Annotated in this window: 21 protein-coding genes and 4 pseudogenes; 16 read left to right on the forward strand and 9 right to left on the reverse strand. The window is 69.4% G+C overall.

Annotated elements, in window-relative coordinates; translation table 11 throughout:
• From uidA to RIU97_RS00630, 5 genes are all read left to right on the forward strand, one after another.
• Positions 1-1,782 (forward strand): beta-glucuronidase, encoded by a 1,782-nt coding sequence (gene uidA / locus RIU97_RS00610; protein WP_404952740.1) that lies wholly within the window; start codon positions 1-3, stop codon positions 1,780-1,782.
• On the forward strand, positions 1,779-3,200 hold the full coding sequence (locus tag RIU97_RS00615) for a glycoside-pentoside-hexuronide (GPH):cation symporter (protein ID WP_404952741.1): 1,422 nt from the start codon (positions 1,779-1,781) through the stop codon (positions 3,198-3,200). The genes uidA and RIU97_RS00615 overlap by 4 nt, the downstream gene beginning before the upstream one ends.
• Positions 3,201-3,214: 14 nt before the next feature.
• Positions 3,215-3,367, forward strand: coding sequence for a hypothetical protein (locus RIU97_RS00620; RefSeq protein WP_404952742.1), 153 nt, complete (start codon positions 3,215-3,217; stop codon positions 3,365-3,367).
• Positions 3,368-3,679: 312 nt separating this feature from the next.
• Positions 3,680-4,747, forward strand: coding sequence for a glucose 1-dehydrogenase (locus tag RIU97_RS00625; protein WP_404952743.1), 1,068 nt, complete (start codon positions 3,680-3,682; stop codon positions 4,745-4,747).
• 47 nt (positions 4,748-4,794) lie between these two features.
• On the forward strand, positions 4,795-5,289 hold the full coding sequence (locus tag RIU97_RS00630; RefSeq protein WP_404962713.1) for a gluconokinase: 495 nt from the start codon (positions 4,795-4,797) through the stop codon (positions 5,287-5,289).
• 825 nt (positions 5,290-6,114) lie between these two features.
• On the opposite strand, the gene RIU97_RS00635 is transcribed toward RIU97_RS00630, so the two are convergent.
• Both RIU97_RS00635 and RIU97_RS00640 read right to left on the reverse strand, forming a co-directional pair.
• On the reverse strand, positions 6,115-6,390 hold the full coding sequence (locus tag RIU97_RS00635; protein WP_404952744.1) for an MGMT family protein: 276 nt from the start codon (positions 6,388-6,390) through the stop codon (positions 6,115-6,117).
• A gap of 7 nt (positions 6,391-6,397) precedes the next feature.
• Positions 6,398-6,923, reverse strand: a pseudogene (locus tag RIU97_RS00640) (DUF488 family protein).
• 276 nt (positions 6,924-7,199) lie between these two features.
• Between RIU97_RS00640 and RIU97_RS00645 the strand changes: the two are divergent.
• Positions 7,200-7,964: a uracil-DNA glycosylase gene (locus tag RIU97_RS00645; RefSeq protein ID WP_404952745.1), complete on the forward strand. Its 765-nt coding sequence runs from the start codon at positions 7,200-7,202 to the stop codon at positions 7,962-7,964.
• Between the two features lie 271 nt (positions 7,965-8,235).
• Positions 8,236-8,409, forward strand: coding sequence for a hypothetical protein (locus RIU97_RS00650; RefSeq protein WP_404952746.1), 174 nt, complete (start codon positions 8,236-8,238; stop codon positions 8,407-8,409).
• Positions 8,410-8,839: 430 nt separating this feature from the next.
• Here the strand turns inward: RIU97_RS00650 and RIU97_RS00655 are convergent, their stop codons facing one another.
• The 4 genes from RIU97_RS00655 to RIU97_RS00670 form a co-directional block, all read right to left on the reverse strand.
• Positions 8,840-9,040: a hypothetical protein gene (locus RIU97_RS00655; protein WP_404952747.1), complete on the reverse strand. Its 201-nt coding sequence runs from the start codon at positions 9,038-9,040 to the stop codon at positions 8,840-8,842.
• Between the two features lie 139 nt (positions 9,041-9,179).
• Positions 9,180-10,430, reverse strand: coding sequence for an NAD(P)/FAD-dependent oxidoreductase (locus tag RIU97_RS00660; RefSeq protein ID WP_404952748.1), 1,251 nt, complete (start codon positions 10,428-10,430; stop codon positions 9,180-9,182).
• A gap of 186 nt (positions 10,431-10,616) precedes the next feature.
• A complete protein-coding gene (tal, locus tag RIU97_RS00665; RefSeq protein ID WP_404952749.1) occupies positions 10,617-11,732 on the reverse strand; it encodes a transaldolase in 1,116 nt (371 codons plus the stop codon).
• Positions 11,733-11,767: 35 nt separating this feature from the next.
• Positions 11,768-12,577 carry a helix-turn-helix transcriptional regulator gene (locus RIU97_RS00670; protein ID WP_404952750.1) on the reverse strand — a complete coding sequence of 270 codons (810 nt, stop codon included), beginning with the start codon at positions 12,575-12,577 and terminating at the stop codon, positions 11,768-11,770.
• A gap of 126 nt (positions 12,578-12,703) precedes the next feature.
• Between RIU97_RS00670 and RIU97_RS00675 the strand changes: the two genes are divergently transcribed.
• The 4 genes and pseudogenes from RIU97_RS00675 to RIU97_RS00690 form a co-directional block, all read left to right on the forward strand.
• Positions 12,704-13,375 (forward strand): DUF2231 domain-containing protein, encoded by a 672-nt coding sequence (locus tag RIU97_RS00675; RefSeq protein ID WP_404952751.1) that lies wholly within the window; start codon positions 12,704-12,706, stop codon positions 13,373-13,375.
• A gap of 85 nt (positions 13,376-13,460) precedes the next feature.
• On the forward strand, positions 13,461-13,715 hold the full coding sequence (locus tag RIU97_RS00680) for a hypothetical protein (RefSeq protein WP_404952752.1): 255 nt from the start codon (positions 13,461-13,463) through the stop codon (positions 13,713-13,715).
• Positions 13,716-13,794: 79 nt separating this feature from the next.
• Positions 13,795-14,166 (forward strand): annotated as a pseudogene (locus RIU97_RS00685) (DUF488 family protein); the annotation flags it as partial.
• Positions 14,160-15,705: pseudogene (locus RIU97_RS00690) on the forward strand (aconitate hydratase); the annotation flags it as partial. The pseudogenes RIU97_RS00685 and RIU97_RS00690, both read left to right, overlap by 7 nt.
• Positions 15,706-15,862: 157 nt before the next feature.
• Here RIU97_RS00690 and RIU97_RS00695 read toward each other — a convergent pair.
• Entirely contained in the window at positions 15,863-16,501 is a 639-nt protein-coding gene (locus RIU97_RS00695) for an NADPH-dependent F420 reductase (RefSeq protein ID WP_404952753.1), read from the reverse strand.
• Between the two features lie 434 nt (positions 16,502-16,935).
• Here RIU97_RS00695 and RIU97_RS00700 point away from each other — a divergent pair, with 434 nt between their 5' ends.
• Positions 16,936-17,406 (forward strand): universal stress protein, encoded by a 471-nt coding sequence (locus RIU97_RS00700; protein ID WP_404952754.1) that lies wholly within the window; start codon positions 16,936-16,938, stop codon positions 17,404-17,406.
• Between the two features lie 364 nt (positions 17,407-17,770).
• Positions 17,771-18,658, forward strand: a complete 888-nt coding sequence (locus RIU97_RS00705; RefSeq protein WP_404952755.1) for a universal stress protein — start codon at positions 17,771-17,773, stop codon at positions 18,656-18,658.
• 115 nt (positions 18,659-18,773) lie between these two features.
• Here the strand turns inward: RIU97_RS00705 and RIU97_RS00710 are convergent.
• Positions 18,774-19,116 (reverse strand): annotated as a pseudogene (locus tag RIU97_RS00710) (hypothetical protein).
• A gap of 265 nt (positions 19,117-19,381) precedes the next feature.
• Positions 19,382-19,819 (reverse strand): hypothetical protein, encoded by a 438-nt coding sequence (locus tag RIU97_RS00715; RefSeq protein ID WP_404952756.1) that lies wholly within the window; start codon positions 19,817-19,819, stop codon positions 19,382-19,384.
• A 733-nt stretch (positions 19,820-20,552) separates the two neighbouring features.
• Between RIU97_RS00715 and RIU97_RS00720 the strand changes: the two genes are divergently transcribed.
• From RIU97_RS00720 to RIU97_RS00730, 3 genes are all read left to right on the forward strand, one after another.
• Complete coding sequence (locus tag RIU97_RS00720; RefSeq protein WP_404952757.1) at positions 20,553-21,149, forward strand: PIG-L family deacetylase; 597 nt, start codon at positions 20,553-20,555, stop codon at positions 21,147-21,149.
• Between the two features lie 185 nt (positions 21,150-21,334).
• Complete coding sequence (locus RIU97_RS00725) at positions 21,335-23,344, forward strand: calcium-binding protein (protein ID WP_404952758.1); 2,010 nt, start codon at positions 21,335-21,337, stop codon at positions 23,342-23,344.
• Between the two features lie 107 nt (positions 23,345-23,451).
• On the forward strand, positions 23,452-25,092 hold the full coding sequence (locus RIU97_RS00730; RefSeq protein ID WP_404962714.1) for a serine/threonine-protein kinase: 1,641 nt from the start codon (positions 23,452-23,454) through the stop codon (positions 25,090-25,092).
• The last annotated feature ends 5 nt before the right edge of the window (positions 25,093-25,097 follow it).

Below are 25,097 nucleotides of genomic sequence, written 5' to 3' on the forward strand. Positions count from 1 at the left end.
ATGCTCAGGCCCCGCGACACGCCCACCCGGGAGTGCACCCCGCTCAACGGCCTGTGGCGGTTCGCCGTCGACACCGACGGCGTCGGACGCACCGACGGCTGGTGGCGCCGCGCCCTGCCCGGCAGGCGGGAGGCGCCCGTACCGGCCAGCTACAACGACCTGTTCCCCGACCCGGCGGTCCACGACCATGTGGGTGACGTCTGGTACCAGAAGGTCGTGCGGGTCCCCAGCCGGTGGGAGGACCGGCGGATCGTCCTGCGCTTCGACTCCGCGACCCACCGGGCGGTGGTCTGGCTCGACGACACCGAAGTCGCGGCCCACGAGGGCGGGTACACGCCGTTCGAGGCGGACCTCACCGACCTGGTCGAGCCGGGTGCCGAACACCGGGTGACGGTCGTGGTGGACAACACCCTGACGTGGCAGTCGATCCCGCCGGGCTACGTCGAGCAGACCCCCGACGGCCCGCGCCAGCGCTACTTCCACGACTTCTTCAACTACGCCGGCCTGCACCGCAGCGTCTGGCTCTACACCACCCCCCGTACGCACATCGACGACATCACCGTCACCACCCGACTGGCCGGCTCGACAGGCACCGTCGACTACCGGATCCACACGGTCGGCGACGAGGAGCACGAGGTCCGTGTCGTCCTCAGGGATGCCGACGGCACCGAGGTCGCGCAGGCCGCCGGCCCCACCGGAGAGCTCACCGTCGAGGACGTGCACCCCTGGCGGCCGGGAGAGGGCTACCTCTACCAGCTCCGGGCCGAACTACGAGGCGTCGGCGAAGAGCTGGCCGACGTCTACGAACTGCCGGTGGGGGTGCGCACCGTGGCGGTCGAGGGGAGCCGGTTCCTTATCAACGGCGAGCCGTTCTACTTCACCGGATTCGGCAAGCACGAGGACAGCCCCGTACGCGGCAAGGGGCACGACGACGCCTTCATGGTCCACGACTTCGCCCTGCTGGAGTGGCTCGGCGCGAACTCCTTCCGCACCTCGCACTACCCCTACGCGGAAGAAGTACTCGAGTACGCGGACCGGCACGGCATCGTGGTCATCGGCGAGACCGCCGCCGTCGGCCTCAACGCCGAACTCGGCGCGACGCTCGCCGGAGCCGTGTTCTCCACGTTCTCCGACGACACCGTCAACGCCGCCACGCAGGAGGTCCACCGCCAGGCCGTCCAGGAGATGATCGAGCGGGACAAGAACCATCCCAGCGTGGTCATCTGGAGCATCGCCAACGAGCCGGAGTCCACCACGGCCGCCTCCCGCTCCTACTTCGAGCCGCTGGTCGACCACGCCCGGCGACTGGACCCGTCCCGCCCACTGGGCTTCGCCAACTTCATGAGCGCGACCCCGGATAACGACGTCGTCTGCGACCTGTTCGACGTCCTCATGCTCAACCGCTACTACGGCTGGTACAAGGACCTGGCGGACCTCGCGGCAGCCGAGCGGCACCTGGAGGCCGAACTCCTGGCCTGGACGCGCAAGCACGACAAGCCGATCATCATGACCGAATACGGTGCGGACACGATCATCGGGCTGCGCACCATCGTCCCCACGCCGTGGACCGAGGGCTACCAGGCAGACGTACTCGCCATGTATCACCGGGTCTTCGACCGCGTAGAGGCCGTCGTCGGCGAGCAGATCTGGAACTTCGCCGACTTCGCGACCGCCCCGGGCGTCCTGCGTGTCGACGGCAACAAGAAGGGCGTGTTCACGCGCGAACGCAGACCCAAGACCAGCGCGTGGCAGCTGCGCTCACGCTGGCAGGAGCAGCGATGACCGGCCCGCAGGGCGCCCAGGCCGCCAAGCTGCGCCCCCTTCAGTACATCGGCTACGGCGCCGGCGACTTCGCGAACAACCTGGCGTTCTCCATGGCGTCGATGTTCCTGCTCCTGTACTACACCGACGTCGTCGGGATCTCCGCCACCACGGCGGGAACCCTGTTTCTCGTCGTACGGGCCTGGGACGGGATCGGCGACGTGATCGCCGGCCGTATCGTCGACCGCACGTCCACCCGGTGGGGCAAGTACCGCCCCTACCTGCTGTTCGCTTCGCTGCCCCTGCTGCTCCTGCTCGTCGCTCTCTTTTCCGTGCCGGGCGGTTTGAGCGAAGGCGGCGCACTCGTGTACGCGTACGTCTCGTACGCCTTGTTCTCCTTCGCCTACGGCTTGGTCAACATCCCCTACGGCTCCCTGTCCACCGCCATGACCCAGGATCCCGACGAACGCTCCAAACTCTCCAGCGCCAGGGTCCTCGCCACGAACGTGGTCATCTTGCTCCTGGCAGTCGTCGTCGCACGGCAGATCGCGACCTCCGACGACCTCCAGCAGTCCCTGACGACCCTCACCCTGGTGCTCGTGGTGATCGGGATGGCGCTGTACGCGTTCACCTTCGCCACCGCCAAAGAACGCGTGCAGCGCGATGTCGAGAAGGCCAGCCTGCGCCAGGCATGGGACACGGTGAAGAAGAACAAGCCGCTGCTCCGGCTCGGCTTGTCCAGCATCCTGTTCCTGTGCGGCATGTTCGCCTTGGAGACCACCTCCATCTACTACGCCCGGTACGTGCTCGACAACGCTGGCCTCTACGTCGTCCTCGTCGCCGTTCAGGTCGTCGGCATGCTCGCCGCAACCCTGGTCATCCCCACCACGGTGAGCAAGGTCGGGAAGCGGACCTCCTACATCGCGGGCGGAGCCATCGCCGTGCTGGGCGGCCTCATCACGGCCGTCGCGCCGGGTTCCATCCCCGCGATCGCCATCGTCGGCTTTGGCATCATGGGCCTCGGGATCGGCGCCATCAACACCCTGATCTGGGCGCTCGTCGCCGACACCGTCGAGTACGGGGAATGGAAGACCGGTGTGCGCGCCGAAGGCGCCACCTACTCGGTCCTCTCCCTCAGCCGCAAATTCGGACAGGCCATCGGGGCGGCCGCCGCGGCCTACATCATCGGCCTCGGAGGCTACCAATCCGGCGCCGCCATCCAGAGCGACGGCACCCTCACCTCGATCAGAATCGCGGCCGGGGCTGTCCCAGCGCTAGTCACCATCCCCGCGATCGCCATCATGTTCTCCTACCCCCTGACCGAGAAGAAGTTCCGAGAAATCGTCGCTGCCATCGCCCAGCGCCACGACCGTCGGCCCAGCGATGACATCGGCGAGAACGGGCAAGGAGAGACGAAGACCGGTCGAACAAGGCCCTGACCCGGGGGAGGATCATGACCGCAGAGCGGTTCCGTTACACCGGAGCCCGGATCCACGGCGTCCATGCCCCGGGCGTGCAGCTCACCGAGAAGGCTTCGGACGACGGCAGTTCCTGGTCCGGTTCCGTCTCGTTCGAGATCGAGCCGACCGGGTTCGTCGAGGACTAGCGCGGCCGACATCAGCCTCATCCGGCTCGCGGCCGGGCAGGAAGGGCCTGCCGTCGTGCACGCCGCCTGCGCAGGCCGTTACCGGACTTGACCATCCCCGGAATCGGGCCAGTCCCGGCGTAAGCGGCGCCAAGGTGCTCCGCCCGCGTCGTGGGCGGAGGATGGCTGTAAGGCAGCGGCTGACCCGTTTCCCAGCGCGTCTCGGAGCTTCCGCCACACGGCCGTGAGTCCAGCGGCACGGCACCCCGCCGGGCCCGTGCGGGACTCGCCGGTCAGCCGGGGCTTGATGTCTTCCTGACCGGAGGAAAGCCGATGCGCGCGTTGACCGTCCGTCCGCACCTCAAGAACTCGCTGGAAGTCCGTGATCTTCCCGAGCCGGTCCCCGAGGACGGGCAAATCCTGGTGGACGGTCTCGCTGTGGGGATCTGCGGCACGGACAGGGAGATCGTCGAGGGTTCTTACGGTTGGGCGCCGGGGGGCCGTGACCGGTTAGTGCTGGGGCACGAGTCCCTCGGCCGTGTGCGTCAGGCACCCACAGGTAGCGGGTTCTCGGCCGGTGATCTGGTCGTCGGGGTAGTTCGCCGGCCCGACCCGCTGCCCTGTGGCGCTTGCGCACGCGGTGAGTTCGACATGTGCCGCAACGGCCGGTACACCGAGCGGGGCATCAAGGAGATCGACGGCTACGGCGCTCAGACGTGGTGTGTGGAGACCGACTACGCGGTCAGATGCGATGCGCGACTGGAGCGCGTGGGAATGTTGCTGGAGCCGACGTCCGTCGTGGCGAAAGCGTGGGAACAAGTGGAGAGGATCGGCAGCAGATCGTGGTTCGAGCCGGAGCGGGTGCTGGTCACCGGGGCCGGCCCGATCGGAACACTGGCCGCTCTGCTCGGGGTGCAGCGCGGCCTGGAGGTGCACGTGCTGGACCGCGTCACCAAGGGCCCGAAGTCGTCGCTGATCAAAGCTCTCGGTGCCACCTATCACACGGAGGACGCCGCAGAGGTGATGCGATCGCTCGTCCCGGATGTCGTCATCGAAGCCACGGGGGCCGCCGAGGTGGTGTTCGCGGCGATGTCCGGGAACGCGCGGTACGGAATCGTCTGCCTGACCGGCGTGTCGCCCGTCGGCCGGAAACTGAACATAGAGGCCAGCAGCATCAACCGGGAGATCGTGCTGGAGAACGACGCGGTGGTGGGCTCCGTCAACGCCAACCTGCGGCACTACCGGCAGGCGGCGCAGGCGCTGGCACAGGCAGATCTCTCGTGGCTGGAGAGCCTCATCACCCGCAGAGTGCCACTGGACCGTGCCAGTGAGGCGTTCACGGCCCGGAATGATGACATGAAGGTGGTTCTCACTCTCGACTCGTCGGGTGCCCTGACGTGAACGGCGGGAATCCGGCGCGAGGTCCGCGGCAACCGTTGGTCGTCGTGATGGGTGTTTCGGGATCGGGGAAGAGCACCATCGGGCAGAAGCTCGCCCGGCGTCTGGCCGTGCCGTACGCCGAGGCTGATAACTTCCATTCGCCGCGCAACGTGGCGAAAATGCGGGCCGGCCGCCCCTTGGACGACGAAGACCGCCGCCCGTGGATCGATGCGATCGCCGTATGGCTTGCCGAGCACGTCGAAGGCGGAGGAGTGGTCAGCTGCTCGGCGCTCAAGCGCCGCTACCGTGATCGGCTGGCTGCCGCTGCACCCGATGTCTTCTTCCTCCACCTTGTTGGTTCGGCAGAGCTCATCGCGGGCCGACTCGCGGCCCGTGAGGACCACTTCATGCCGGTGAGTCTCCTGCGGTCGCAGATCGCCGCTCTGGAACCGCTGGCGGGCGACGAGCCGGGGGTGGTCATTCCCATCGACGGTACCCCTGAGGAGACGGCCGCCCTGGCCCTCGCCGCCGTCAAGGAGGGGACGCCCGTCCAGGACCGGTGAGGAAGAGCAAGCAGCGCAGCCGGTCGCCGCTGCGCGCCGGGCGCACGGGCCGCCACACGCCGACGAATCACCGGCCGCAAGACGACGGGCTTCCTCTCGCTCCGCCACGAAGAACCGCTGCTGAACAGCACAGCACTGGTGCCGAGTGTGCAGGACGCTTGAACCACGCGGTGGTCACGAATCCAGCGGCTACGGATGGACGCACGACCAGCACATCGACGCTGCTGAGGCCGTCAGATCAGTGGCTGCCACGGACCTGGGTCGAGCTGGGCGGGGGATGACGCCAGGGGGGTCGAGGAGGCGCCTCGCTGCCCGCCACGGTCCGCGCCAGTACCGCCGCGCTGCCCGTGAGCCCGGCGGTTTCCAGATGTATGTACGGGCCGTGGGCCCACACCCGCCGGCATATCCGTCAGGCCAGATCGGTACCCGGTACGTGGTCTGGACGGCTGAAAGCCTCGAGGACCTCCACCCGCTGCGAGCGGGTGCTCAAAGTGTGGTCTGCCTATAGAACGACCAGGAATACTCGAAGGTTTACTCTCGTCGAAGGCCGCGATCCCAGAGGCTTGCGGGTGATGGCCTACCCCGCCCGGACGAGGTCGCACGGCTTGAAATCATCGCCCGCTACTATTTGTGATTCCCTCCTGCACCCAGGTTCAAGGAGGGCCAGCCATGGCCCGAAGGTCAGAAAGCGGGTCCGCCGGATATGACATCCGGCCGAGGGCGACGGGGCCAGAGTGCTGGTCGACCGAGCCTGGTCCCGAGGGCTGACCAAGCAGGAGACTCACACCCCAATGAGTGGTGCAAGCGGGTCACACCCCGGGGCCCTCACCGATGTCGCGCACGCTCCATGTCCACCCGCGTCCCCCGCATCGGGGTCCCCTCGCGCTTGAGCAGCTCTGGTGCCTGTCCGCCGTGGCAGGCGGCCGGTGTTCCGTCGGCGTGGACGACACGCCACCACGGCACGCCGTCGTCGAGCAGACTCATCGCCCGTCCTACCTGCCGTGCGGTCGTACCGATCCGCAGGGCGATGTCACCGTAGGAGGCAGCGGACCCAGCGGGGATGGTGATGACCACCTCACGGACTTCCTCGATGATGTTCATGGTGGCCTCAGGGGTGCGCCGGATAGGTCAGGTGTCCGTTGTGGACCTGCGCGTTCTTGTTCAGGACCGCTGGCTTCGCCGTGGTGTGCGAGATGATGTCCACGACCTCGGCTCCCTTGACGATCAGCGCATCGGTGATCAGTCGGCGGTGACAGCGCCACGGCACCGCCTCGCTACACATGATCGCCGGCCGTTCGTGGTGGGCCAGTTCGAGCAATTCGTCCAGCCCCTCCTTGAAGGCATCGCTTGCCATGTAGTCGGCGTAGTCACGGAAGGCTTTGACGCGCCAGGCATCGTTCACGCTCGGAACGCCCTCGGGGGCGTGCCGCCGGCCGCCCAGCTTCGGGATCCACCGGTATCCGATATCGGCAGGGAGCGCGTCAATGACCGCGTGCTGGTCCCATTGCGGAAACTTCCTCGACGAGGGACGACCGCACATCGACCAGGCAGGTGATCTCATTGCTCCGCAACAGCTCCAGCACTTCCTCGAAGTCGCGCGTCGAATGCCCCACCGTACAGATACGGTTCGTCATCCCTCCGCCTCACTCACGTCACTCGATTGCCCGCCCCACCACCCAGCCGTCAGCTCGCCCGCACTGCCGTACAGGCCCTTCGCCATTCACCGTACGAACCCGGCAGGACACTGCGCCACCTGGCTCGACGCGCCCCGTGGATCTCGGCCTCCTGCGCCGGAACTGTCGTATCTGATGTCCTGGCCCCGCTCAGGGTGCTCTCGGACAGGCCGGGGATTGTCAAGGACGGAGACGTTCACCCATGCGCTCCCAGTCACTGTGAAAGCGGATTGATCATTGTCCACGGAATACCCGGTGCGGGCCGCAGCCAAGGCCCGCACGCTGACCGAACTGGAGACGCGGCTGGTGCGGTGCCGTGCCTGCCCACGCCTCGTGGCGTGGCGTGAGGAGACCGCTTTCGCCAAACGTCCCGCGTTCGCTGATTGGGAGTACTGGGCGCGGCCGGTACCCGGGTTCGGGCCCGCGGACGCCGCCATGGTGATCACAGGACTCGCACCTGCCGCACACGGCGCGAATCGGACGGGCCGGATGTTCACCGGCGACCGGGCGGGCGACCTTCTGTACGCGACGCTGTACGAGCTCGGGCTGGCCTCCCAGGCAACGGCCACGGGCCTGGATGACGGGCTGGAACTGTACGGGGTCAGGGTCACCGCACCCGTGCACTGCGCTCCGCCCGCCAATCGTCCCACGACCGGCGAGAGGGACACCTGCCGCGTGTGGCTGGTCCGGGAGGCACAGTTGATGCAACCGACCCTGCGCTCCGTCGTCGTGCTGGGCGCCTTCGGCTGGCAGGCGGCCCTCCCCGCTCTGGAGGAGGCCGGCTGGAGCGTGCCCCGGCCGCGCCCTGCGTTCGGCCACGGCGTACGGACGACATTGACGCCAGCGGGCCCGACTGGCGGCGAGGTGACAGTGTTCGGCTGCTACCACGTGAGCCAGCGCAACGTCTTCACCGGCCGACTGACCCCAGCGATGCTGCGCCAGGTGCTCGCCGAGGCTGCGTACACGGCCGGCCTCCCCGTCGAACGACCAGGCCCAGGGTGACACCCTCCGGTACGGCCCAGTCCTCGTATTGCTGTCGCTACCCGACAGGTAGCTGTGGGTAGTCGCAGCCACTTAGCGTGAGCGGCGAGCGTGGGGTGCGGTAGCAGGATGTAGCGCTGGGGTTGATCATGGTCTCTGGGTTCGACCTCGGGCAGATCGTGTTGTTCGCTGGGTTCCAGGTTCGCGGGTCTCGCACCCGGCCCCGGGTCGTCAGGCCAGGATGAGGGCCCGCAGGCTCTGGCGCCTCTGGGGAGGGTGAAGGGAGACCGTATTGATCGCCACGGATGTCCAACGTTGCGGTCGTTCGGTCCTGGTCAGCGCCACGGGGGAACTCGCTGGGGACGTCGGCGCGCTTGAGCGGGCGATCGACGGCGTCAGCGCCGACGTGCGGGTTCTGATGGTCGACGATGGCCACGACGGCGTCAACAGCCGCCTGCGCACCTGAACGGCCGAGCCCGGCGTGACCGGTGGCCGGGTGACGGCGTTGGGGGGTGACGACACGTGCCCCCGGGTCCCCGCCATCTGGGGCCGGATCCGTGTGACGGCCTCTGCTACCGCGCCCGGCGGCAGGGGCCGTCGTCTCGTTCCAGGGCCCGCGGCTTCATGGCGCGGTCGGTGTCGGAACGGCTACGGACCGCCACATCGGCCACAGGGCGTCGTTGGAGGCATGGAGCAGGAAACCGTTGCGCCTGTGCAGCGGGCCGGATCCTCCAGACCTCCACAGCGGCTGGGGAGGATCACCGACACGCCGATCTGCGACACCGTCGAGCGCGAGTGGCTCGCCCGTCGCCGCGCAGTCCCCGCGCTCCGGGGTCCCGGACCATGCGGGGCCCGGTGTACGTCGGTGACCTGTTCTTCCGGGCGTAGCGCGTCTGTCACAGCTGTGCGGACAGACGCTCGCGCAGGTACAGCAGGGCGGCGGTGTCCGCGACGGCCGCCAGGTCGGTCAGCAGCACGCGGATGCGGGCGTCGTCGCCGCAGCGGACCGCCTGCACGATGTGCTCGATGGCTTGGTACGCCCGAGGGTCCATGCCCGGCGGCACGGTGGGCTCGGGGGAACCGTCCTTCGGGTTCATCCCTCTTCTCCGGCCAGGATCCGGTCGGCCGCGTAGCGAGGGCAGGACAGCAGGTGCCACGAAAGTCGCCGGGCATTGCCTGATCGGTGACGATGCGGATCGGGGTTCCGAACTGATGGGGAAGGCCCCTCGCGGACCTTCAGCCGGTCGCGTCGGGGTGGTTGAGCAGCTGTGTCAGCGGAACGTCCACATCGGCGAGTTCCCTTGTGTCGACTGCTCGGCCGGAGGTGACGAGGGCGCGGATCGGGTCGGTGACGTCCCAGACGTTGACGTTCATGCCCGCGAGGACCCTGCCGCCGGAGAGCCAGAACGCGATGAACTCTCGGGTGTCCCTGCGGCCGCGGAAGACGACCTGGTCGTAGCCGTCGGGTTCGACGTAGCCGGTGTACTCCATGCCCAGGTCGTACTGGTCGGTGAAGAAGTACGGAACGCGGTCGTAGGCCACGTCCTGCCCGAGCATCGCCTTGGCCGCGGTTTGCGGCTGGTGGACGGCGTTGGCCCAGTGCTCGACTCGGATGTGCTTGCCGAGCAGTGGGTGGAAGGCGTTGGCGACGTCCCCTGCGGCGTAGATGTCCGGGTGTGAGGTGCGCAGGTGGGCGTCGACGCGGATGCCGTTGTCGACCTCCAGGCCGGCGGCGTCGGCAAGCTGAGTGTTGGGGGTGATGCCGACCCCGACGATGACCGCGTCGGCGTCGATGCGGCTGCCGTCAGCCAGCAGCACACCGTTCGCCCGTCCTCCGGAACCGGTGATCTCGGCGACCTGGACGCCGAAGCGCAGATCGACCCCGTGATCGGTGTGCAGGTCGGCGAAGACCTGGGCCACCTCGCGGCCCAGCACCCGCAGCAGGGGCAGCTCCGCGATCTCCAGCACGGTGACCTCCACCCCGGCCGCGCGGGCGGCGGCCGCGGTCTCCAGACCGATCCAGCCGGCGCCGATCACCACGATGCGGGATGCAGACTCGAAGGATTCCTTGAGGCGGTCGCTGTCGGCGAGCCGGCGCAGGTAGTCGACGCCGTCGAGGTCGGCTCCGGGCACCGTCAGGCGGCGCGGTGAGGAGCCGGTGGTCAGGAGCAGCTTTTCGTAGCCGATGCGGCTGCCGTCAGCGAGCGTCACCTCGTGTCCGGTCGGGTCGACCGCGGTGACCGTGGCGCCCAGGCGCAGATCGACGTCGTGTTCGGCGTACCACTGGGGAGGGTGGACGTAGACGGTGTCACGCTCGTCCTTGCCGAGCAGATAGCCCTTCGAGAGCGGCGGCCTTTCGTAGGGGCGCTCGTTTTCCTCTCCGAGCAGCACGATCGGTCCGTCGAATCCCTCTTCGCGGAGGGTCTGTGCTGCCTTCGCACCGGCCAGGCTGCCTCCGACGATCACGAATGCGTTGTTCGCGGCCATGTTTTCTCCTCTGCTGCGTTGGCTCGGCCCGCGGGCGGGTGGTGATGCGCTCACTGCCCTCGTCGCGGCCAGGCCATCGTCGTCGATAGCCCTGCGCTGTCAGCGGTTGATTTGTTCCCCGGTGTGTCTGCCGATCGGCTGTCGCCGGTGACTGGGCGCTGGGACCGTTCGTCGACGGTCGCCGCGTCAGGTGGCGGTGCGCGTGGTGTGCAGTTCGGCGTCCAGTTGCTCGAACAGTTCGTTGCCGGAGGCGGTGAACTTGGCGATGCCCTCGTCCTCCAGCACACGGACCACGTCGTCGTAGGACACTCCGACCGTCTCCAGGTCGTTGAGTACCTGCTGGGATGCCTCATAGGTGCCGTGGATCGTGTCGCCCTGGATGTGGCCGTGGTCGGCGACCGCGCGCAGGGTCTGCTCCGGCATGGTGTTGACCACCCCGGGCGCCACCAGTTCGTCGACGTAGCGGGTGTCGGCGTAGGCGGGGTCCTTCACCCCGGTGGAGGCCCACAGTGGGCGCTGGGGGCGCATCCCGGCCGCGGCGAGAGCCTGCCACTCCTGGGAGGCGGCGGCCTGCTCGAAGTGCCGGTAGGCCAGGCGCGCGTTGGCGATCGCGGCTCGCCCGCGCAGAGCCAGTGCATCCGGTGTGCCGATCTTGTCCAGTCGGCTGTCGATTTCGGTGTCCACGCGGCTGACGAAGAAGGAGGCCACCGATGCGATGGACGCCAGGTCCCGCCCGGCCGCATGGGCCTGACCCATGCCGTCGAGGAAGGCGCGGAGCACTTGGTCGTAGCGGTCGAGGGAAAAGATCAGTGTCACGTTGATGCTGATGCCTTCCGCGAGCGCCGTGCTGATCGCCTCCAGGCTGGGCTGGGTGGCGGGGATCTTCACGAACAGGTTCGGCCGGTCCACCAGCCACCACAGGGCTCGTGCCTCGGCGATCGTCGCCGCCGTGTCGTGGGCGACGCGCGGGTCCACCTCGAGCGACACCCTTCCGTCCACGCCGCCGCTGGCCTCGTACACCGGTCGCAGGACGTCGCAGGCCCAGCGCACATCGAACGCCGTCAGCAGCCGGACGGCCTCCTCCACGCGCACCCCGCGCCGGGCCAGATCTCCGACCTGCTCGTCGTAGCGGGCACCCGAGCGGATCGCCTTGGCGAAGATCGTCGGGTTGCTGGTAATTCCCACCACCCGCTGGTCACGCACCAAGTCGGCCAGCCCGCCACCGGCGAGCCGCTCCCGGCTCAGATCATCCAGCCAGACCGCCACGCCTTCAGCGGACAGCCGGTCCAGGTTCTCACTCATGGTCTTCTCCTTAGCGTCGTCTCGCGAGATGCCGGCTACGTACCGCCCGGCTCCCCTGCGGACCGAGCACAGACCTCCTTCACACACGCCCCAGTGGCAGGGCCGGGCACGCTCGCACCGCCGCCTGCGGCGCGAAGTTCCACACAGCACCGTCCCGGGTAAGGGGCGAGGACCGCGGCGATCCCAGATGTCTGCAGGCCAGTGAGGAAACCGGCGAGGAAGGCGTGGTTGATCGAGCACACCAGCTCGGGCGATCGGGCGGCCAGCGGGTGGAAGGGGCAGTTCAGCAGCCGCACCTCGGTCGGAGCCTGCCGGTCGGGCTCGAAGCCGTGCTCCTCCAACACGGATTCCGAAAGCGTGAGAGAACGCTCGGGGCCCAGACGGCCTGGACGGCTGTTGGCGCGTGTCGCGGCTCCGAGCGCCTCACCGCGGTGGCGGGCCGTGCGCAGGGCGGCGGACTGCGCGTCCTCGCCTTGCTGCTGGCCGAGGACCGCGTCGATGAGGATCTCGGCCAGGACGTCGGGGCGGCGCTCGGGGATGGAGATGCGGATGTCGTTGTCCGCCGGCTCGTACACCTTGGGCTTGCGGCCCACCCTGCGGATGCCGCCCGGGTGGTCGTATCGGGAAGTCAGCAGCCCCGCCGCGACCAGTTTGTCGAGGTGGAAGGCGGCCAGCTTGGCCGAGATCCCGGCATCGGCGGCGGCCTCCTCGCGCGTCACCGGCCGGTGGGCGCGTCGTATGAAGCCATACAGCCTGCGGCGCATCTCGTCCCCGAGCACCGAGACCGCTTCTACTCCCAAAACGGTGTGGGCCTGAGAAGGAGCCGGGGTCGAGTCAGAGGTCATACAGCAACGATAACTCCAATCCACGTGCACGTAACCGAGCATTTTCGTATCCCCACCTGGCAGATTGCCCCCTTGCGTGAATACATCCAATACTGTTTGGTGAAATCTTCTGGAGGAGATCCTGTCATGACGAGCGAATTGCACCAGCAGGCGAAACAGCCGGTCAGTGCCGTCCTCGCCGGCCCGTACGGGCATCCGTTCCATCCGATCCTGGTCACCGTGCCGATCGGGGCGTGGGTGGGCAGCCTCGTCTTCGACATCGCCTCCCACCTCGTGGACGATCCCGACTTCCTCGCCCGCGGGGCGATGTGGCTGATCGCCGTGGGCGTGATCGGAGCGCTGGCTGCCGCGCTGGTCGGCCTCTTGGATCTGTTCGCCATCCCTACCGGCACGCGTGCCTTTCGTACCGGTCTCATCCACATGACGCTGAACCTGCTGGTGACCGCCTCGTATGCGGGCAGCTTCCTGTGGCGTCACGCCGGGGACGGGCCGTCACGGCAGCGTCGGGGCGGGGCAGCTCGCGCTGAACGCCGTGACGCTGGCCGTGCTCGGCGTCTCGGGGTTCTTGGGCGGCAACCTCGCCTACCACTACGGCGTTCGCGTCGCCGACGAGGCGACGCAGGCCGAAGGCTTCGTTCCCTCGCGCCGGAACTCAGCCCGCCCCTGACCTGCAGCGCAGCGCATCTGCACTGCGCGTTCACCCCTACCCCTCAGGGAGTTTCCATGGACATGGCCGCGCTGATCGCCTGGGTGGTCACCGCCCTCGGCGGCTCCTTCATGCTCAGCATCTGGCTCTAAGAACGGCGGCGCCCGTGGCGGCACCAGCCACCTGCCAGTCCCGGTCATCTTCGGCCACTTCGCACTCGCCGCCATCGGCCTCGTCGTGTGGATCATCTACGTGATCACCGAAAAGCGTGCGTTGGCCTGGACCGGCTTTGGCCTCCTGCTGCCTGTTGCCCTGCTCGGGTTCGTAATGCTCGCCCGCTGGATCCCCGTCTACCGCGACCGCGCAACCGCTACCGCTACCGGCCAGAACACACCGGCCGAAGGCCACTTCCCGCTCCCCGTCGTCGCGGGACACGGCCTCGCCGCCGTCGTAACCCTGGTCCTGGTCCTGCTGACCGCACTCCGGACCTGACGAGTCCCCTGCCTCGCCCGCACAGCCAACAGAGGCACAACCGGGTGCCGTGCCGGCCGGAAGCTGCTGCACTCGAGGTATGGACCATGACCGGACCGACCCTGCAGGCCGGCCGGGGACCCGGCTTGAGCTGATCACCTTCGGCCACAGCACCGCGGACCGCGCCTCGCTGGCTGGACTTTTCCGGGAAGCCGGCGTCACAGCGGTCGTAGACGTCAGGACCGCCCCCGGCAGTCGCCGTGACCCGGACCTGTCACGGCAGCGATTGGGCCAGTGGATGCCCGAAGAGCACATCGCCTACCGGTGGGAGCCGCGCCTGGGCGGCTTTCGCAAACCGCCTGCGGATTCGCCCGGCACGGTCTGGCGCAACGCGTTCTTCCGCGGGTACGCCGCGCATACCCGCAGCCCCGAGTTCGTCACCGCTATGGACGCCCTCATGCACCAAGCTTCCCAGCCTCCGACCCGGTGGCCGTCACCGGCAGCCACCCCGGCGACCAGCCGGGATACCTCGATGCGACAGGACCGGGCACGGCACGGCCGCCTCAGCGCGTCCCGGTGACGCTCGAGGAGGGCAGCAGCTTCGAGATCGGGCACGGCGCCGTCGTGATCGCCGCGATCACCTCGTGCACCAACACCTCCAACCCACAATTGATGGTCGCCGCCGCGCTGCTGGCCAAGAAGGCGAGCGCGGCCTGCGGTCCAAGCCCTGGGTGAAGACCAGCCTCGCGCCCGGGTCGAGGATCGTGATGGACTACCTCGAACGCGCAGGGCTGATCCCGTATCTCGACACGCTCGGCTTCGACCTGGTCGGCTACGGTTGCACCACCTGCATCGGCAACTCCGGCCCGCTGATCAGTGAGGTCTCCCGGGCGGCCGCCGACGCCGACCTTGTGGTGGCGTCCGTGCTCTCCGGCAACCGCAACTTCGAAGGCCGCATCCACCCCGAGACGAAACCGAACTATCTGGCCTCACCGCCGCTGGTGGTCGCCTACGCGCTGGCCGGCTCCATGGCCGTCGACCTCACCCGCGATCCGCTGGGCACCGGCAGCGACGGGCGGCCCGTCCACCTGCGCGACATCTGGCCCGCCCAGGACGAAATCCAGCGGGTGATCTCCACCAGCCTGCGGCCGGGCATGTTCACCGACGGCTACGCGGACCTGTTCACCGGCGACGAGCAGTGGCGGGCCCTGCCCACCCCCGAGGGCGACCTGTTCGCCTGGGATCCCGCCTCGACATACGTGCGCAAGCCGCCCTACTTCGAGAACATGCCCCGCCGACCGCAGCCACCGGACGACATCACCGGCGCCCGGGTGCTCGCCCTGCTCGGCGACTCGGTCACCACGACCACATCTCCCCGGCCGGCACCATCAAACGGGACTCACCGGCGGGCGAGTACCTGCAAGCCCACGGCATCGCGCCCGAGGACTTCAATTCCTACGGCTCCCGGCGCGGCAACCACGAGGTGATGATTCGCGGCACCTTCGCCAACATCCGGCTGCACAACCTGCTGGCCCCCGGAACCGAGGGCGGCTACACCCGCCACCTGCCCGACGGCGAGGCAACCACGATCTACCAGGCGGCGATGCGGTACGCCGCCGAGGGCACCCCCCTACTCGTCATCGCCGGCAAGGAATACGGCTCCGGATCATCACGCGACTGGGCCGCCAAGGGCACCGCGCTGCTCGGCGTCAGAGCCGTCCTGGCCGAATCCTTTGAGCGAATCCACCGCTCCAACCTGATCGGGATGGGCGTCCTGCCGCTGCAGTTCGCGCCCGGCGACACCACCCGCTCCCTGGGCCTGACCGGTGAGGAGACCTACACCGTCCACGGACTGGCCGAGCTGCCCCACGAGGTCACCGTCGAAGCGACAGGGAGCGGCGGCACCACGCGGTTCACCGCACGCCTGCGCCTGGACACCCCCACAGAAGCCGACTACTACCGGCATGGCGGCATCCTGCCCTACGCCCTGCGCACCCTTCTCCCCGCATAACACTGCGCCGACAGCCACTCCGCGGGCTTTCCGCAGCAACGACAACACACCGCCGCGCTCCAACGGCAATCCCCCTTCGCGCAGTCCGCGCCTCGGGCTCATTCCTCTCACCCTGGACAGCATGTGATCGGCCGAATCCTGACGGGCCTGGTATCGGTCAGGGCAGGATTTTGATCGCGCTCTGCCAATTCAGCTGAAGTGGCTGTTGGATAGAGATGTGCAGGAACCCGAGCGCCTCCAAATCTCGAGCGCGCCGCAAGGGGCCCACGTCGATCGGGCGCATCGCGCTGGAACGCACGAACTCGGCGATCCTGTCTTTGGCGGCGGAGTCGTCTCCGGCGATCAGGACGTCAAGAGGGAAGCCGTGGCTCTCGCCCGTCGTCAGCAGGCCGGCGAAGGTGGTGTTGAAGGCTTTGACGACCTTCACCTCTGTACCGACGATCTGTTGGATCTCCTCGGCCGCCGAGCTGTCGGGGGGCGTCAGCCGCGCATCCATGGTGGAGAAGTCGATCGGGTTGCAGATGTCCACGAGGATCTGCCCGGCCAAGGCGGCGCCGGCGGATCGCGCGACCTGCAGCGCCGCATCGTACGGCAGCGCGAGCACGGTGACATCGGCTGCCTCAACCGCAGCCGACCAGTCGCACTCGCTGTCCGGGAACCGCTGCTTGAGCTCCTCCGCCAGCGCCCGGGCCGGGTCGGCGTCGGGATGGACCACACACACTCCGTGGCCGCCAGCAAGTGCACGGGTGGCGATGGCACGACCCATCTTGCCGGGGCCCACGACGTTGATCTTCATTGCTGTTGCCTTCCGGGTTGGTGCAGCGTATGCCGCCGCCCAGGGCCACTTGACAGTGCTTCGACATGGCCCGAAGTGAAGCCCGCGTCAGAGCTCGGGACGCCGAAGGGCGCAGATGCATCCCTATCCCGAGGGTCCGGCGGCTGTGCATGAAGGAAGGCCCGGTCACCCGGATGCCGGACACGAGAGGGAGGCCACGGCGCAGAGCATGGTGGAACATCGCCTGGTTCCTTTGCCGACGCGGTTCATGCACGGATGCCGGGGTGTGTTGCCGTCCCGGAAACCGAGAACGCGTGCGCCAGCCACCGATTGCCTCGCCCCGGAATCGCCCCCGGCAACGCCGCGTCGGCCAGGTGGACCTGCCGGCGGCGCTTGTATGGCGCATGGCTCGTCTGTCGCACAGTGTGGGCGTACGTGACAGCGAAGGGATAGCCATGGATAAGCAGGATTCGGCCTTGCGCGTCGTGGTGGGCGTCGATGGTTCGCCTTCATCGCATGCCGCGCTTCGGTGGGCGGTCCGGCATGCCGAGCTGCTCGGCGGTGATGTGGTGGCAGTGGCTGCCTGGGAGCTGCCCGGGGCTCACGGATGGTCCGCGCCCGCCGTGGACCCGGGATTCGACAAGTCCATCGCCGAGCAAGGCCTCGTCAACCAGCTAAACCAGGTCTTGGGCGAGTCCGGCGCTGCCAAGGTCCGACAGCGTCTGATGCACGGCAATCCCGTTGAAGTGCTGCTCAGCGAGTCTGAGGGCGCAGAGGCGCTCGTGCTGGGCAACCGGGGCCTGGGCGGATTCCGCCGTGCGCTGCTGGGTTCCGTGAGTCAGCAGTGTGCGCTGTACGCCACGTGCCCCGTCGTCATCGTGCGTCCGACCACCGAGGTAAGGGACTCCGCAACCCACGCCGAGTGAGGCGGGACCCGTCGGCGGCCACGGTGCGACCTTGCCGGCCCAATCGCCTGATGATCCGGAGCCGTATTCCTTGCCGGCGATGACGAGGAGGCGGACGCCCTCGGCTGCGTACCGCATCGCCTCCTGGTAGATCGTGGTCCCCTCGCCGTCGCAGATGCCGGGTGTAACTGCCCTCGGGCCCAACGCCAGTGGGCCTGCAGATCCTCACTCGCCGGTATATCCCCGTCAGGGTGCCGGTCGGGCCATCGGCCGCAGCCACCGGACGACGCCACTGGGACGTGGGGCATGTGCTGGAAGCCAAGCCGCCTGCGCACGTATGCGATGGCCCCTTGATCCATTGAGGGCGGGAAGTTGTGGAGGCGTGGTGAGCGGTCTGGTTGTGGTGGGCGTGGACGGTTCGGCCTCTGGTTTGGCCGCGGTGGAAGCGGCGGCGCGGGAGGCGCGGTGGCGCGGTGCAGGTTTGCGGCTGGTGCACGCGTTTATCTGGCCCGCCATGCACGTGCCGTTGGGCCCGTCGCCGCTGGGCCCGCCCGAGGGTGGCTTGCGCAATATGGTAGAACGCCTGCTGGCCGAGGGGGAGGCGCGCGCCATGACCCTGGCACCGGAGGTCCATGTATCCCGCGCTGTGGTGACGGGTGAACCGCTGACGGTCCTGGAGGCGCAATCGCGTACTGCGGAACTCGTAGTCGTCGGGTCTCGCGGTATGGGCGGCTTCGTCGGGCTGATGGTTGGATCGACGGCCGTGCATCTGGCAGCTCATGGCCGGTGCCCGGTCCTCGTCGTGCGTGGGCAAGGTGAGGGCACGGGGCCGATCGTCGTGGGTGTCGACGGCTCCTCGGCCGCTGCCGGAGCGGTTGACTTCGCCTTCGCCGAGGCGGCACTGCGCGGGGTCGACATCGTTGCCTTGCACGCCTGGACCACCTGGAACGCGCCGATGCCCCCGCCGCAGGACGAGGCGATGCCGTACGCGAACGAGCCGCAAGCCCTGAAGGTAAGGCAAGAAGCTCTGATGTCCGAGGTGCTCGCGGGCCACCAGGAGAGGTACCCGGGGGTGCGAGTGAAACGCGAAGTTGTGCAGGGCGGGACGCGGGAGACGCTGATCAAGGCGAGCGGCACGGCCCAGCTGCTGGTGGTCGGCGCGCGCGGACGCGGAGGTTTCGCCGGACTGCTGCTGGGATCGGTGAGCCAGGCATTGCTGCATCATGCACACTGCCCAGTGGCGGTGGTCCGCAGCTCCGGCGAGAGCCCCTGACCGCCGCCGTTCCCTTCGGCCGCGGCGGAAGGCGGTACCTCGATCGTGTACCAGCACGTACGGATCTCTGTTCTCAGCTGTCCGTTCCATCCGGGACGGCCCCCGCGCCGGGGGCTCAGCTGTTGAGGGGAGGGAACGGGATCACATTCTCCGGTACCAGACCGGGTTCTGCCGACGCATCGTGCCCCTGGGTGAGAACGGCGCTGGCGAAGGTCAGGCTGGTTACCAGATGGCCGCTCCTCCGCTTCCGGGACCTGTTGTGCTTCTTTGCGGACACGCTCGTAGAACTCGTTCTTCAGGTCCGCGTGCCGCTTCTGCAGGGCCATCCGGTGAACACCGGCCTCGGCGGCGAGCGCAACGACGGTGAGACTCCCGTTGGACGCAATAGGCTGCCCAGCCAACAGCCGGTCCATCGCTTCCCGGATGCGGGTGCGCTCGGCCTGGTGCAGCTGGCTCATATCAGGGCCTCGGCGGTCTGGGCGGTTGCGTCGTGGGCGTCGGCAGTCGCGCGGAGTCTGTCGGCATTCACCCGCAGACGTTGGCCGAGCGGGCCGGGCGTCGAGGCGGCCAACTGGTCTATCTCCTCGGCCCGCTCCCGCGTCCGATGGGCATCGGTGTCGGTGCGGACGGTGTTGCCGCAGCCGGACTGGCAGGCGTACTGCCTCGGGGCAGTCGCCCCGAGGCCGGGATCGCAGAGCGCCTTGTTTCGCTTGAACGCGCAGATCAGGAACGGAACGCGTCCGGGTTGTCGTAGAGCACGACGCCGTCCCGGGCCAGGAAGCCTGCGGCCTTCTTCGCGAACGTGCTGGGGACGATTCGGCCCTCGAAGCACGGGGCGTGGGCGGCCGCGGTCAGGGCCCGTCTCGCTGCCGGGCCCGAGACCTTCGCTCCACCCGCGACCTGGTCGCGAAGTCGGGCAGCGGTGTCCGCGGCCGCCAACGCGGTCTCGACGTCGAGGACGGAGTGGATTCCGCCTCGGCTCCGCGACCCGTAGCCGGCCGAGACCCGGGCATCGAGAACGGTCCGCATGTGCCCGTACTGGATCGCGAGCGCGATCAGCCCGCCTGGGCGGCGGGCGACGTGCCAGGCCAGGGTCCTCCTGAACCGGGCCAGGCCGATCTCGCCATGCGGGTCCGGGGATGGTCTGCTCGGGTAGACCATGGACGTGGGCTTCGTGGTTGGCCCACGTGATGAAGTCCTCGATCCGCTTGTTCAATGCGCTGTTCTTCACCGCGCCCTGGTAGTTGCGTCGTCCGGCGAAGTCGTGGTGGGCGGCGCTGAGGAGAAGCTCGCCGTCAGGAACCATCCGCTCCAGGACACGGATGGCACGGACGACTGGGGTGATGGCAACCCAGGGGACCTCGCGCACTTCACCGGCCGAGATGTGGTTGCCGTCCTGGTCGGTCACGTTCTTGTAGTGATGGCCGCGGATCAGGTGGCGCCCCGGGGTCCCATCGGCGGCCGGTTCAGGGTCTGGGCAGCAGCCGGACCGCAGGCCCTGGACTTCTTGCGGACGCATGCCCGTCAGGTAGAGGCAGATGATCATGGCGGCTGTGCCCAGGTGCCTGGTCAGATCGGCGGCCTCGTTGAAGTCCAGGGGCTCGCGCCAGGGCCTGTCCGCGATTCTGCCGGTCATCGGTGTGGTGAGGGGACACGGGCCAGGACGTTCGGTGGCCAGAGCCGACAGCCCATGGGCCTGATTGAGCCGGTCGACCTGGCCGAGGCTGGCGCCGGTGACCGCGGCGAGGAAGGTGCGGGCCAACTGGTTCGTGCCCATACGCTCGGTGGTCGGCAGCCGGGTTCCGCTGCGTACGAGCGGCAACACGCGGGCCTCGAGTGCTGCCTGGCCAGCGGGCGTGGCCCGGTTGGCGACTGCCAGTGCGCACAGGCGCCTGTGTTCCTGGGCGCCGGCGAGCCGAGGCTGCTGGAGTACGCCGATGCCCGCGTCCCCGAATCGGCGCCAGGGCGGCCGCGGTTCGTCGACGCACCGCTCGACGGGGCAGTGGCACGGCTCGTACGCCACGTACGGGAGGTCCGGCCCGACATCGTCGTCACCCACGACGACTACGGTCAGCTGACCGGGCATCCCGATCACGTCCACACCCACCGGGTCACCCTGCTGGCCGTGCACGCCGCCGGGCTGGAACACCTCCATCCCGAAGCGGGGGAACCCTGGCAGCCCGCCGCCCTCTGCCTGGCCACCCATCCGCACTCGGGCATCGGCGAGCTGGGTGCGCTGCTGGCCGACGTCGGAAAGACCGTGCGCAGCGTCCCGGACGAGCGGGTCAGCGCGACGATCGACGTACGTCCGTGGCTGGAGCGGAAGTGGGCCGCCATCGCCGCGCACCGGAGCGAGACGGAACGCCACCGCTCGCTGCCCGGAATTCCTCTCCCGACTCCCCGCCGATGCCCGTGCGCGCATCCTCGCGACGGAGTGGTACACCCGCCTGGCCGTCCGGCCCACGCCAAGCGGCCCGAGTGGCTCGGGTGAGTTGACCGTCTGAGTCGACCCGTCGGACCGCGCCCTCACCCGTGCGGGTGGATCGCCGCATCCAGTGGGCGCAGCGCGGCCAGCCGTCCGTGCACGGCCGCGACGGTGCCAAGAGGCTGTGGCCTGTCACGGGAGGGCGGCGACCCGCTGCGCGGCGGCGAGCAGAAGGAGGGACCCAGGTCTCCATGTCCACATTCACTTCCGGTCTGAGAAGAACGCTGGGCCGCACCGGGGTCGCGGCCGCCACCGGGCTGGCGTTCGCCCTCACCCTGCCGGGGGCCGCTCTGGCCGCGCCGGGCGACCTCGATCCGGCCTTCGACGGCGACGGACGGGTCGTCACCGACTTCGCCGGCTACGACGAGAGCCGTGACATGGTGCTGCAGGCCGACGGCAAGATCGTCACCGTCGGCCTCAACACACCCCCCGAGGGCGGCGCGGCCGACTTCGCACTGGCCCGCTACAACCCCGACGGCAGCCTCGACGCGACCTTCGACGGCGACGGCCTGGTCCTGAGCGACCTCCGGGGCGGCGGCGAGGACGTGGCCGACGGGGTGGCGGTGCAGCCGGACGGGAAGATCGTCGTGGTGGGCCGCAGCGCGGAGCCCGAGGGCGGCGGGATGTTCACCGTGGTCCGCTACCAGAGCGACGGGAGCCTCGACACGGGCTTCGGCGGTGGCGACGGCATCGTCCTCACCGACTTCGGCACGGGCGGCGCGCAGGAGGCCTTCGCGGTGACGGTGCGGGCCGACGGCGGGATCCTCGCCGCCGGCATGAGCGGCGCCGAGCTCGCGCTCGCCCGCTACCACGCGGACGGCAGCCCCGACACCGGCTTCGACGGCGACGGCAGGGTGACCACCGCCTTCGCCGGGGGCGCCGCGACCGCGTTCGACGTGACGACGCAGCCGGACGGCAGGATCGTCGTCGCCGGCCGAGCGGGGTACAACTATCCGGCGAACGCCTCCGACTTCGCGCTGGCCCGCTACAACGCCGACGGGAGCCTCGACGCCGGCTTCGACGGCGACGGCAGGGTGACCACCGCCTTCGCCGAGGCCGACGTGGCCGGCGGGGTGAAGGTCCAGCCCGACGGGAAGATCGTCGCGGCGGGTTCCAGCGCCTTCGACTTCGCCCTGGCCCGCTACAACCCCGACGGCACGCTCGACGGCGCCTTCGACGGCGACGGCAAGGTCACGACCGATTTCGCAACCGGCACCCTGGACGGAAGCTCCGATCTGGTGCTGCAGCCCGACGGCAAGATCGTCGCCGCGGGCATCAGCCGGACCGATTTCGCGGTCGCCCGCTACCACACCAACGGCACCCTGGACGGCGGCTTCGGGACCGGCGGCAAGGTCACCACCGACGTCTACTTCGGCTTCTTCGACGTCGCCACCGCGGTGGCGCTGCAGCCGGACGGCAAAATCGTCGCCGCCGGCAACACCGGCGACGACCGCGGCCTGGTCCGCTACCAGGTCGCCGCCACACCGCCGCCCCCGCCCGGAGTGAACCTGTCCGTCACCAAGTCCGGGCCCGCGACCGTCAGCCTCGGGGACCAGGCCGCCTACACCGTGACGGTGACCAATACGAGCACCACGACGACGGCCACCGCGGTCACGCTGACCGACACCCTGACCGGACCCGGCTCCCTCCTGTCCGCCACGACCGGCCAGGGCACCTGCACCAGGACGGCCACCAGCGCCAACTGCGCTCTGGGCTCCCTCGCCCCGGGGGCCAGGGCCACGGTGCAGCTGGTCGCCGAACCCCGAACCACTGGCACCCTGTCCGACACGGCGACGGCCGGCGCCGCGCAGACCTACCCGGTGCCCGCGAACAACACCGCGACGGCGGCCAGTACGGTCGACAACGCGCGCGGCTGCACGATCGTCGGCACCAGCGGCGCCGACGACCTGGTCGGCGGCTACGGCACCGACGTGATCTGCGCCCTCAGCGGCAACGACGTCATCAGGGCCGGCTACGGCAACGACACCGTGCACGGCGGCCCCGGGAACGACAACGCCGACGGCGGCTTCGGAAACGACACCCTGGGCGGCGGTCCCGGGACCGACACGCTGGCCGGGTCCTACGGCGACGACCGGCTCGACACGGTCGACTCCGTCTCCGGCAACGACACCGCCAACGGCGGCCCCGGCACCGACACGTGCACGACCGACCCGGGCGACACCCGCCTGAGCTGCCCTTAGGGGATGTCCGGCCCGACGGGGCTCCGGGGGCGCCCGTCCTTTAGGGTGACCCAGCGGATGGTCCGTACGGCGCGGGTCGGCAACGGTCATGGGAGCGAGTGGAGTTGGTGGAGTCCTTGCTGCCCGGTGACCCGCCGGAGATCGGCGGGTACCGCCTGCTGGCGCGGCTCGGCGCGGGAGGGATGGGCGAGGTGTTCCTGGCCCGGACGGCCTCCGGGCGGCCGCTGGCCCTGAAGACCGTGCACCGGGATCTGAGCCTGCAGCCGGACTTCGCCGAACGGTTCGACCGGGAGATACGCACCAACGACCGCGTGCGCAGCGCGTGGACGGTCTCGGTGGTGGACTTCGGCCAGCCGGGGGCGTCGCCGCAGTGGCTGGCGACGGAGTACATCGCCGCTCCGTCGCTGGGCGACTGGGTGCACCGGTACGGGCCGCTGCCGGCGGCGGCCGTGGCGTCCTTGGCCCGGGAGCTGGCGGCGGCGCTCGTCACCGTACGGGCGGCCGGGGTGGTCCATCGTGACATCAAGCCGGCGAACGTGCTGCTGGGCCGGGAACGGCCCTTCCTCATCGACTTCGGCATCGCCCGCGCGGTACGCGACCCCCGCTACACGCAGACGGGCGCGGTCATCGGCACGCCCGGCTTCCTCTCGCCGGAGCAGGCGACCGGATCCGTGGCCTCGGCGCCGGCCGACGTGTTCTCCCTGGCCGCCGTCCTCGTGTACGCGGCCACCGGGCGCAGCCCGTTCGTCGCGGACGGCGAGGAGCTGGAACTGCCCGCCCTCCTCTACCGGATCGTGCACGACGAGCCGCTGCTCGACGGCGTACCGGACACGCTTGTCGCGCTCGTGCGGGAGTGCCTGGCCAAGGACCCGGAGCAGCGCCCGACCGCCGAGCAGCTGCGGGAGCGGCTCGGTGCCGCCGAGGGGGTGGAGGAGGAGCATGGGGGATGGGGCGGGGCGGTGCCGACGGCCCTGGTGGCGGAGGTCGGGCGCCGGGAGGACGAGCTCCGTCGGCTGCTCACCACACCGCGGCCGCCCGCCTACGCCCCCGGAGGCACCGGCCCTGCATCGGCCATCCAGCCGCAGCCGCCCGCGACGGCTCCGGGAACTCCCCTGCTCTTCCCCGCTCCTGTTCCCGTTCCCGTGCCCGCCGGGCGCGTCGGCGGGTGGGTGTCCCGCCGGCCCCGGGTGATCACCGCGGTCGCCGTTGCCGCCGTGCTCGCCGCGGTCGCCGTGCTGGCCATCCGGCTTCCGTGGGGCGGAGACGGCGACAAGGCCGCCCCTCCCGCCACCTCGTCCGCACCGTCCTCCTCCGCCCCTTCCACCTCGTCCTCCTCCCCCTCTGCTGCGGCTCTGCCGGCATCGTGGGTCGGTACGTGGTCCGGCGTCGGCCCGGGAACCCCGGAGGCGGACGGCATCACCCGGGCGCGGGCCGGTGAGTTCTCCGTCACGGTCACCCTGCACGCCGGAGCCGTGGGCGAACTCGTGGGCCGGCAGGTGAGCGACCTCAAGGAGATCTCGACGGGACGGAACCTCGGGTGCACGGAGGCCCTCCAGCTGCGGCAGATCCGTCCGGACAGCGCGGTCTTCGAGGCGGTGACCAGCCACCCGACCGACCAGACGGCCACCTTCGACTGCCCCAAGGGCAACCTCTACGTGCTGACCATGGCGGATCCGGACCGCCTGACGCTGGAGTCGGAGGGAGCGCAGTCGGCCGGCGCGCCCGGGGCTCTGACCCGCCGTCAGTGAACCGG

This window comes from Streptomyces sp. 147326, from assembly GCF_045000215.1.
Classification (GTDB): Bacteria; Actinomycetota; Actinomycetes; order Streptomycetales; family Streptomycetaceae; genus Streptomyces.

Bases quoted from the DNA above. Each gene is read 5' to 3' on its own strand.
- uidA (WP_404952740.1), top strand. From the start codon at position 1: ATGCTCAGGCCCCGCGACACGCCCACCCGGGAGTGCACCCCGCTCAAC.
- RIU97_RS00615 (WP_404952741.1), top strand. From the start codon at position 1,779: ATGACCGGCCCGCAGGGCGCCCAGGCCGCCAAGCTGCGCCCCCTTCAG.
- RIU97_RS00620 (WP_404952742.1), top strand. From the start codon at position 3,215: ATGACCGCAGAGCGGTTCCGTTACACCGGAGCCCGGATCCACGGCGTC.
- RIU97_RS00625 (WP_404952743.1), top strand. From the start codon at position 3,680: ATGCGCGCGTTGACCGTCCGTCCGCACCTCAAGAACTCGCTGGAAGTC.
- RIU97_RS00630 (WP_404962713.1), top strand. From the start codon at position 4,795: ATGGGTGTTTCGGGATCGGGGAAGAGCACCATCGGGCAGAAGCTCGCC.
- RIU97_RS00635 (WP_404952744.1), bottom strand. From the start codon at position 6,390: ATGAACATCATCGAGGAAGTCCGTGAGGTGGTCATCACCATCCCCGCT.
- RIU97_RS00655 (WP_404952747.1), bottom strand. From the start codon at position 9,040: ATGAACCCGAAGGACGGTTCCCCCGAGCCCACCGTGCCGCCGGGCATG.
- RIU97_RS00660 (WP_404952748.1), bottom strand. From the start codon at position 10,430: ATGGCCGCGAACAACGCATTCGTGATCGTCGGAGGCAGCCTGGCCGGT.
- tal (WP_404952749.1), bottom strand. From the start codon at position 11,732: ATGAGTGAGAACCTGGACCGGCTGTCCGCTGAAGGCGTGGCGGTCTGG.
- RIU97_RS00670 (WP_404952750.1), bottom strand. From the start codon at position 12,577: ATGACCTCTGACTCGACCCCGGCTCCTTCTCAGGCCCACACCGTTTTG.
- RIU97_RS00675 (WP_404952751.1), top strand. From the start codon at position 12,704: ATGACGAGCGAATTGCACCAGCAGGCGAAACAGCCGGTCAGTGCCGTC.
- RIU97_RS00695 (WP_404952753.1), bottom strand. From the start codon at position 16,501: ATGAAGATCAACGTCGTGGGCCCCGGCAAGATGGGTCGTGCCATCGCC.
- RIU97_RS00700 (WP_404952754.1), top strand. From the start codon at position 16,936: ATGGATAAGCAGGATTCGGCCTTGCGCGTCGTGGTGGGCGTCGATGGT.
- RIU97_RS00715 (WP_404952756.1), bottom strand. From the start codon at position 19,819: ATGGTCTACCCGAGCAGACCATCCCCGGACCCGCATGGCGAGATCGGC.
- RIU97_RS00725 (WP_404952758.1), top strand. From the start codon at position 21,335: ATGTCCACATTCACTTCCGGTCTGAGAAGAACGCTGGGCCGCACCGGG.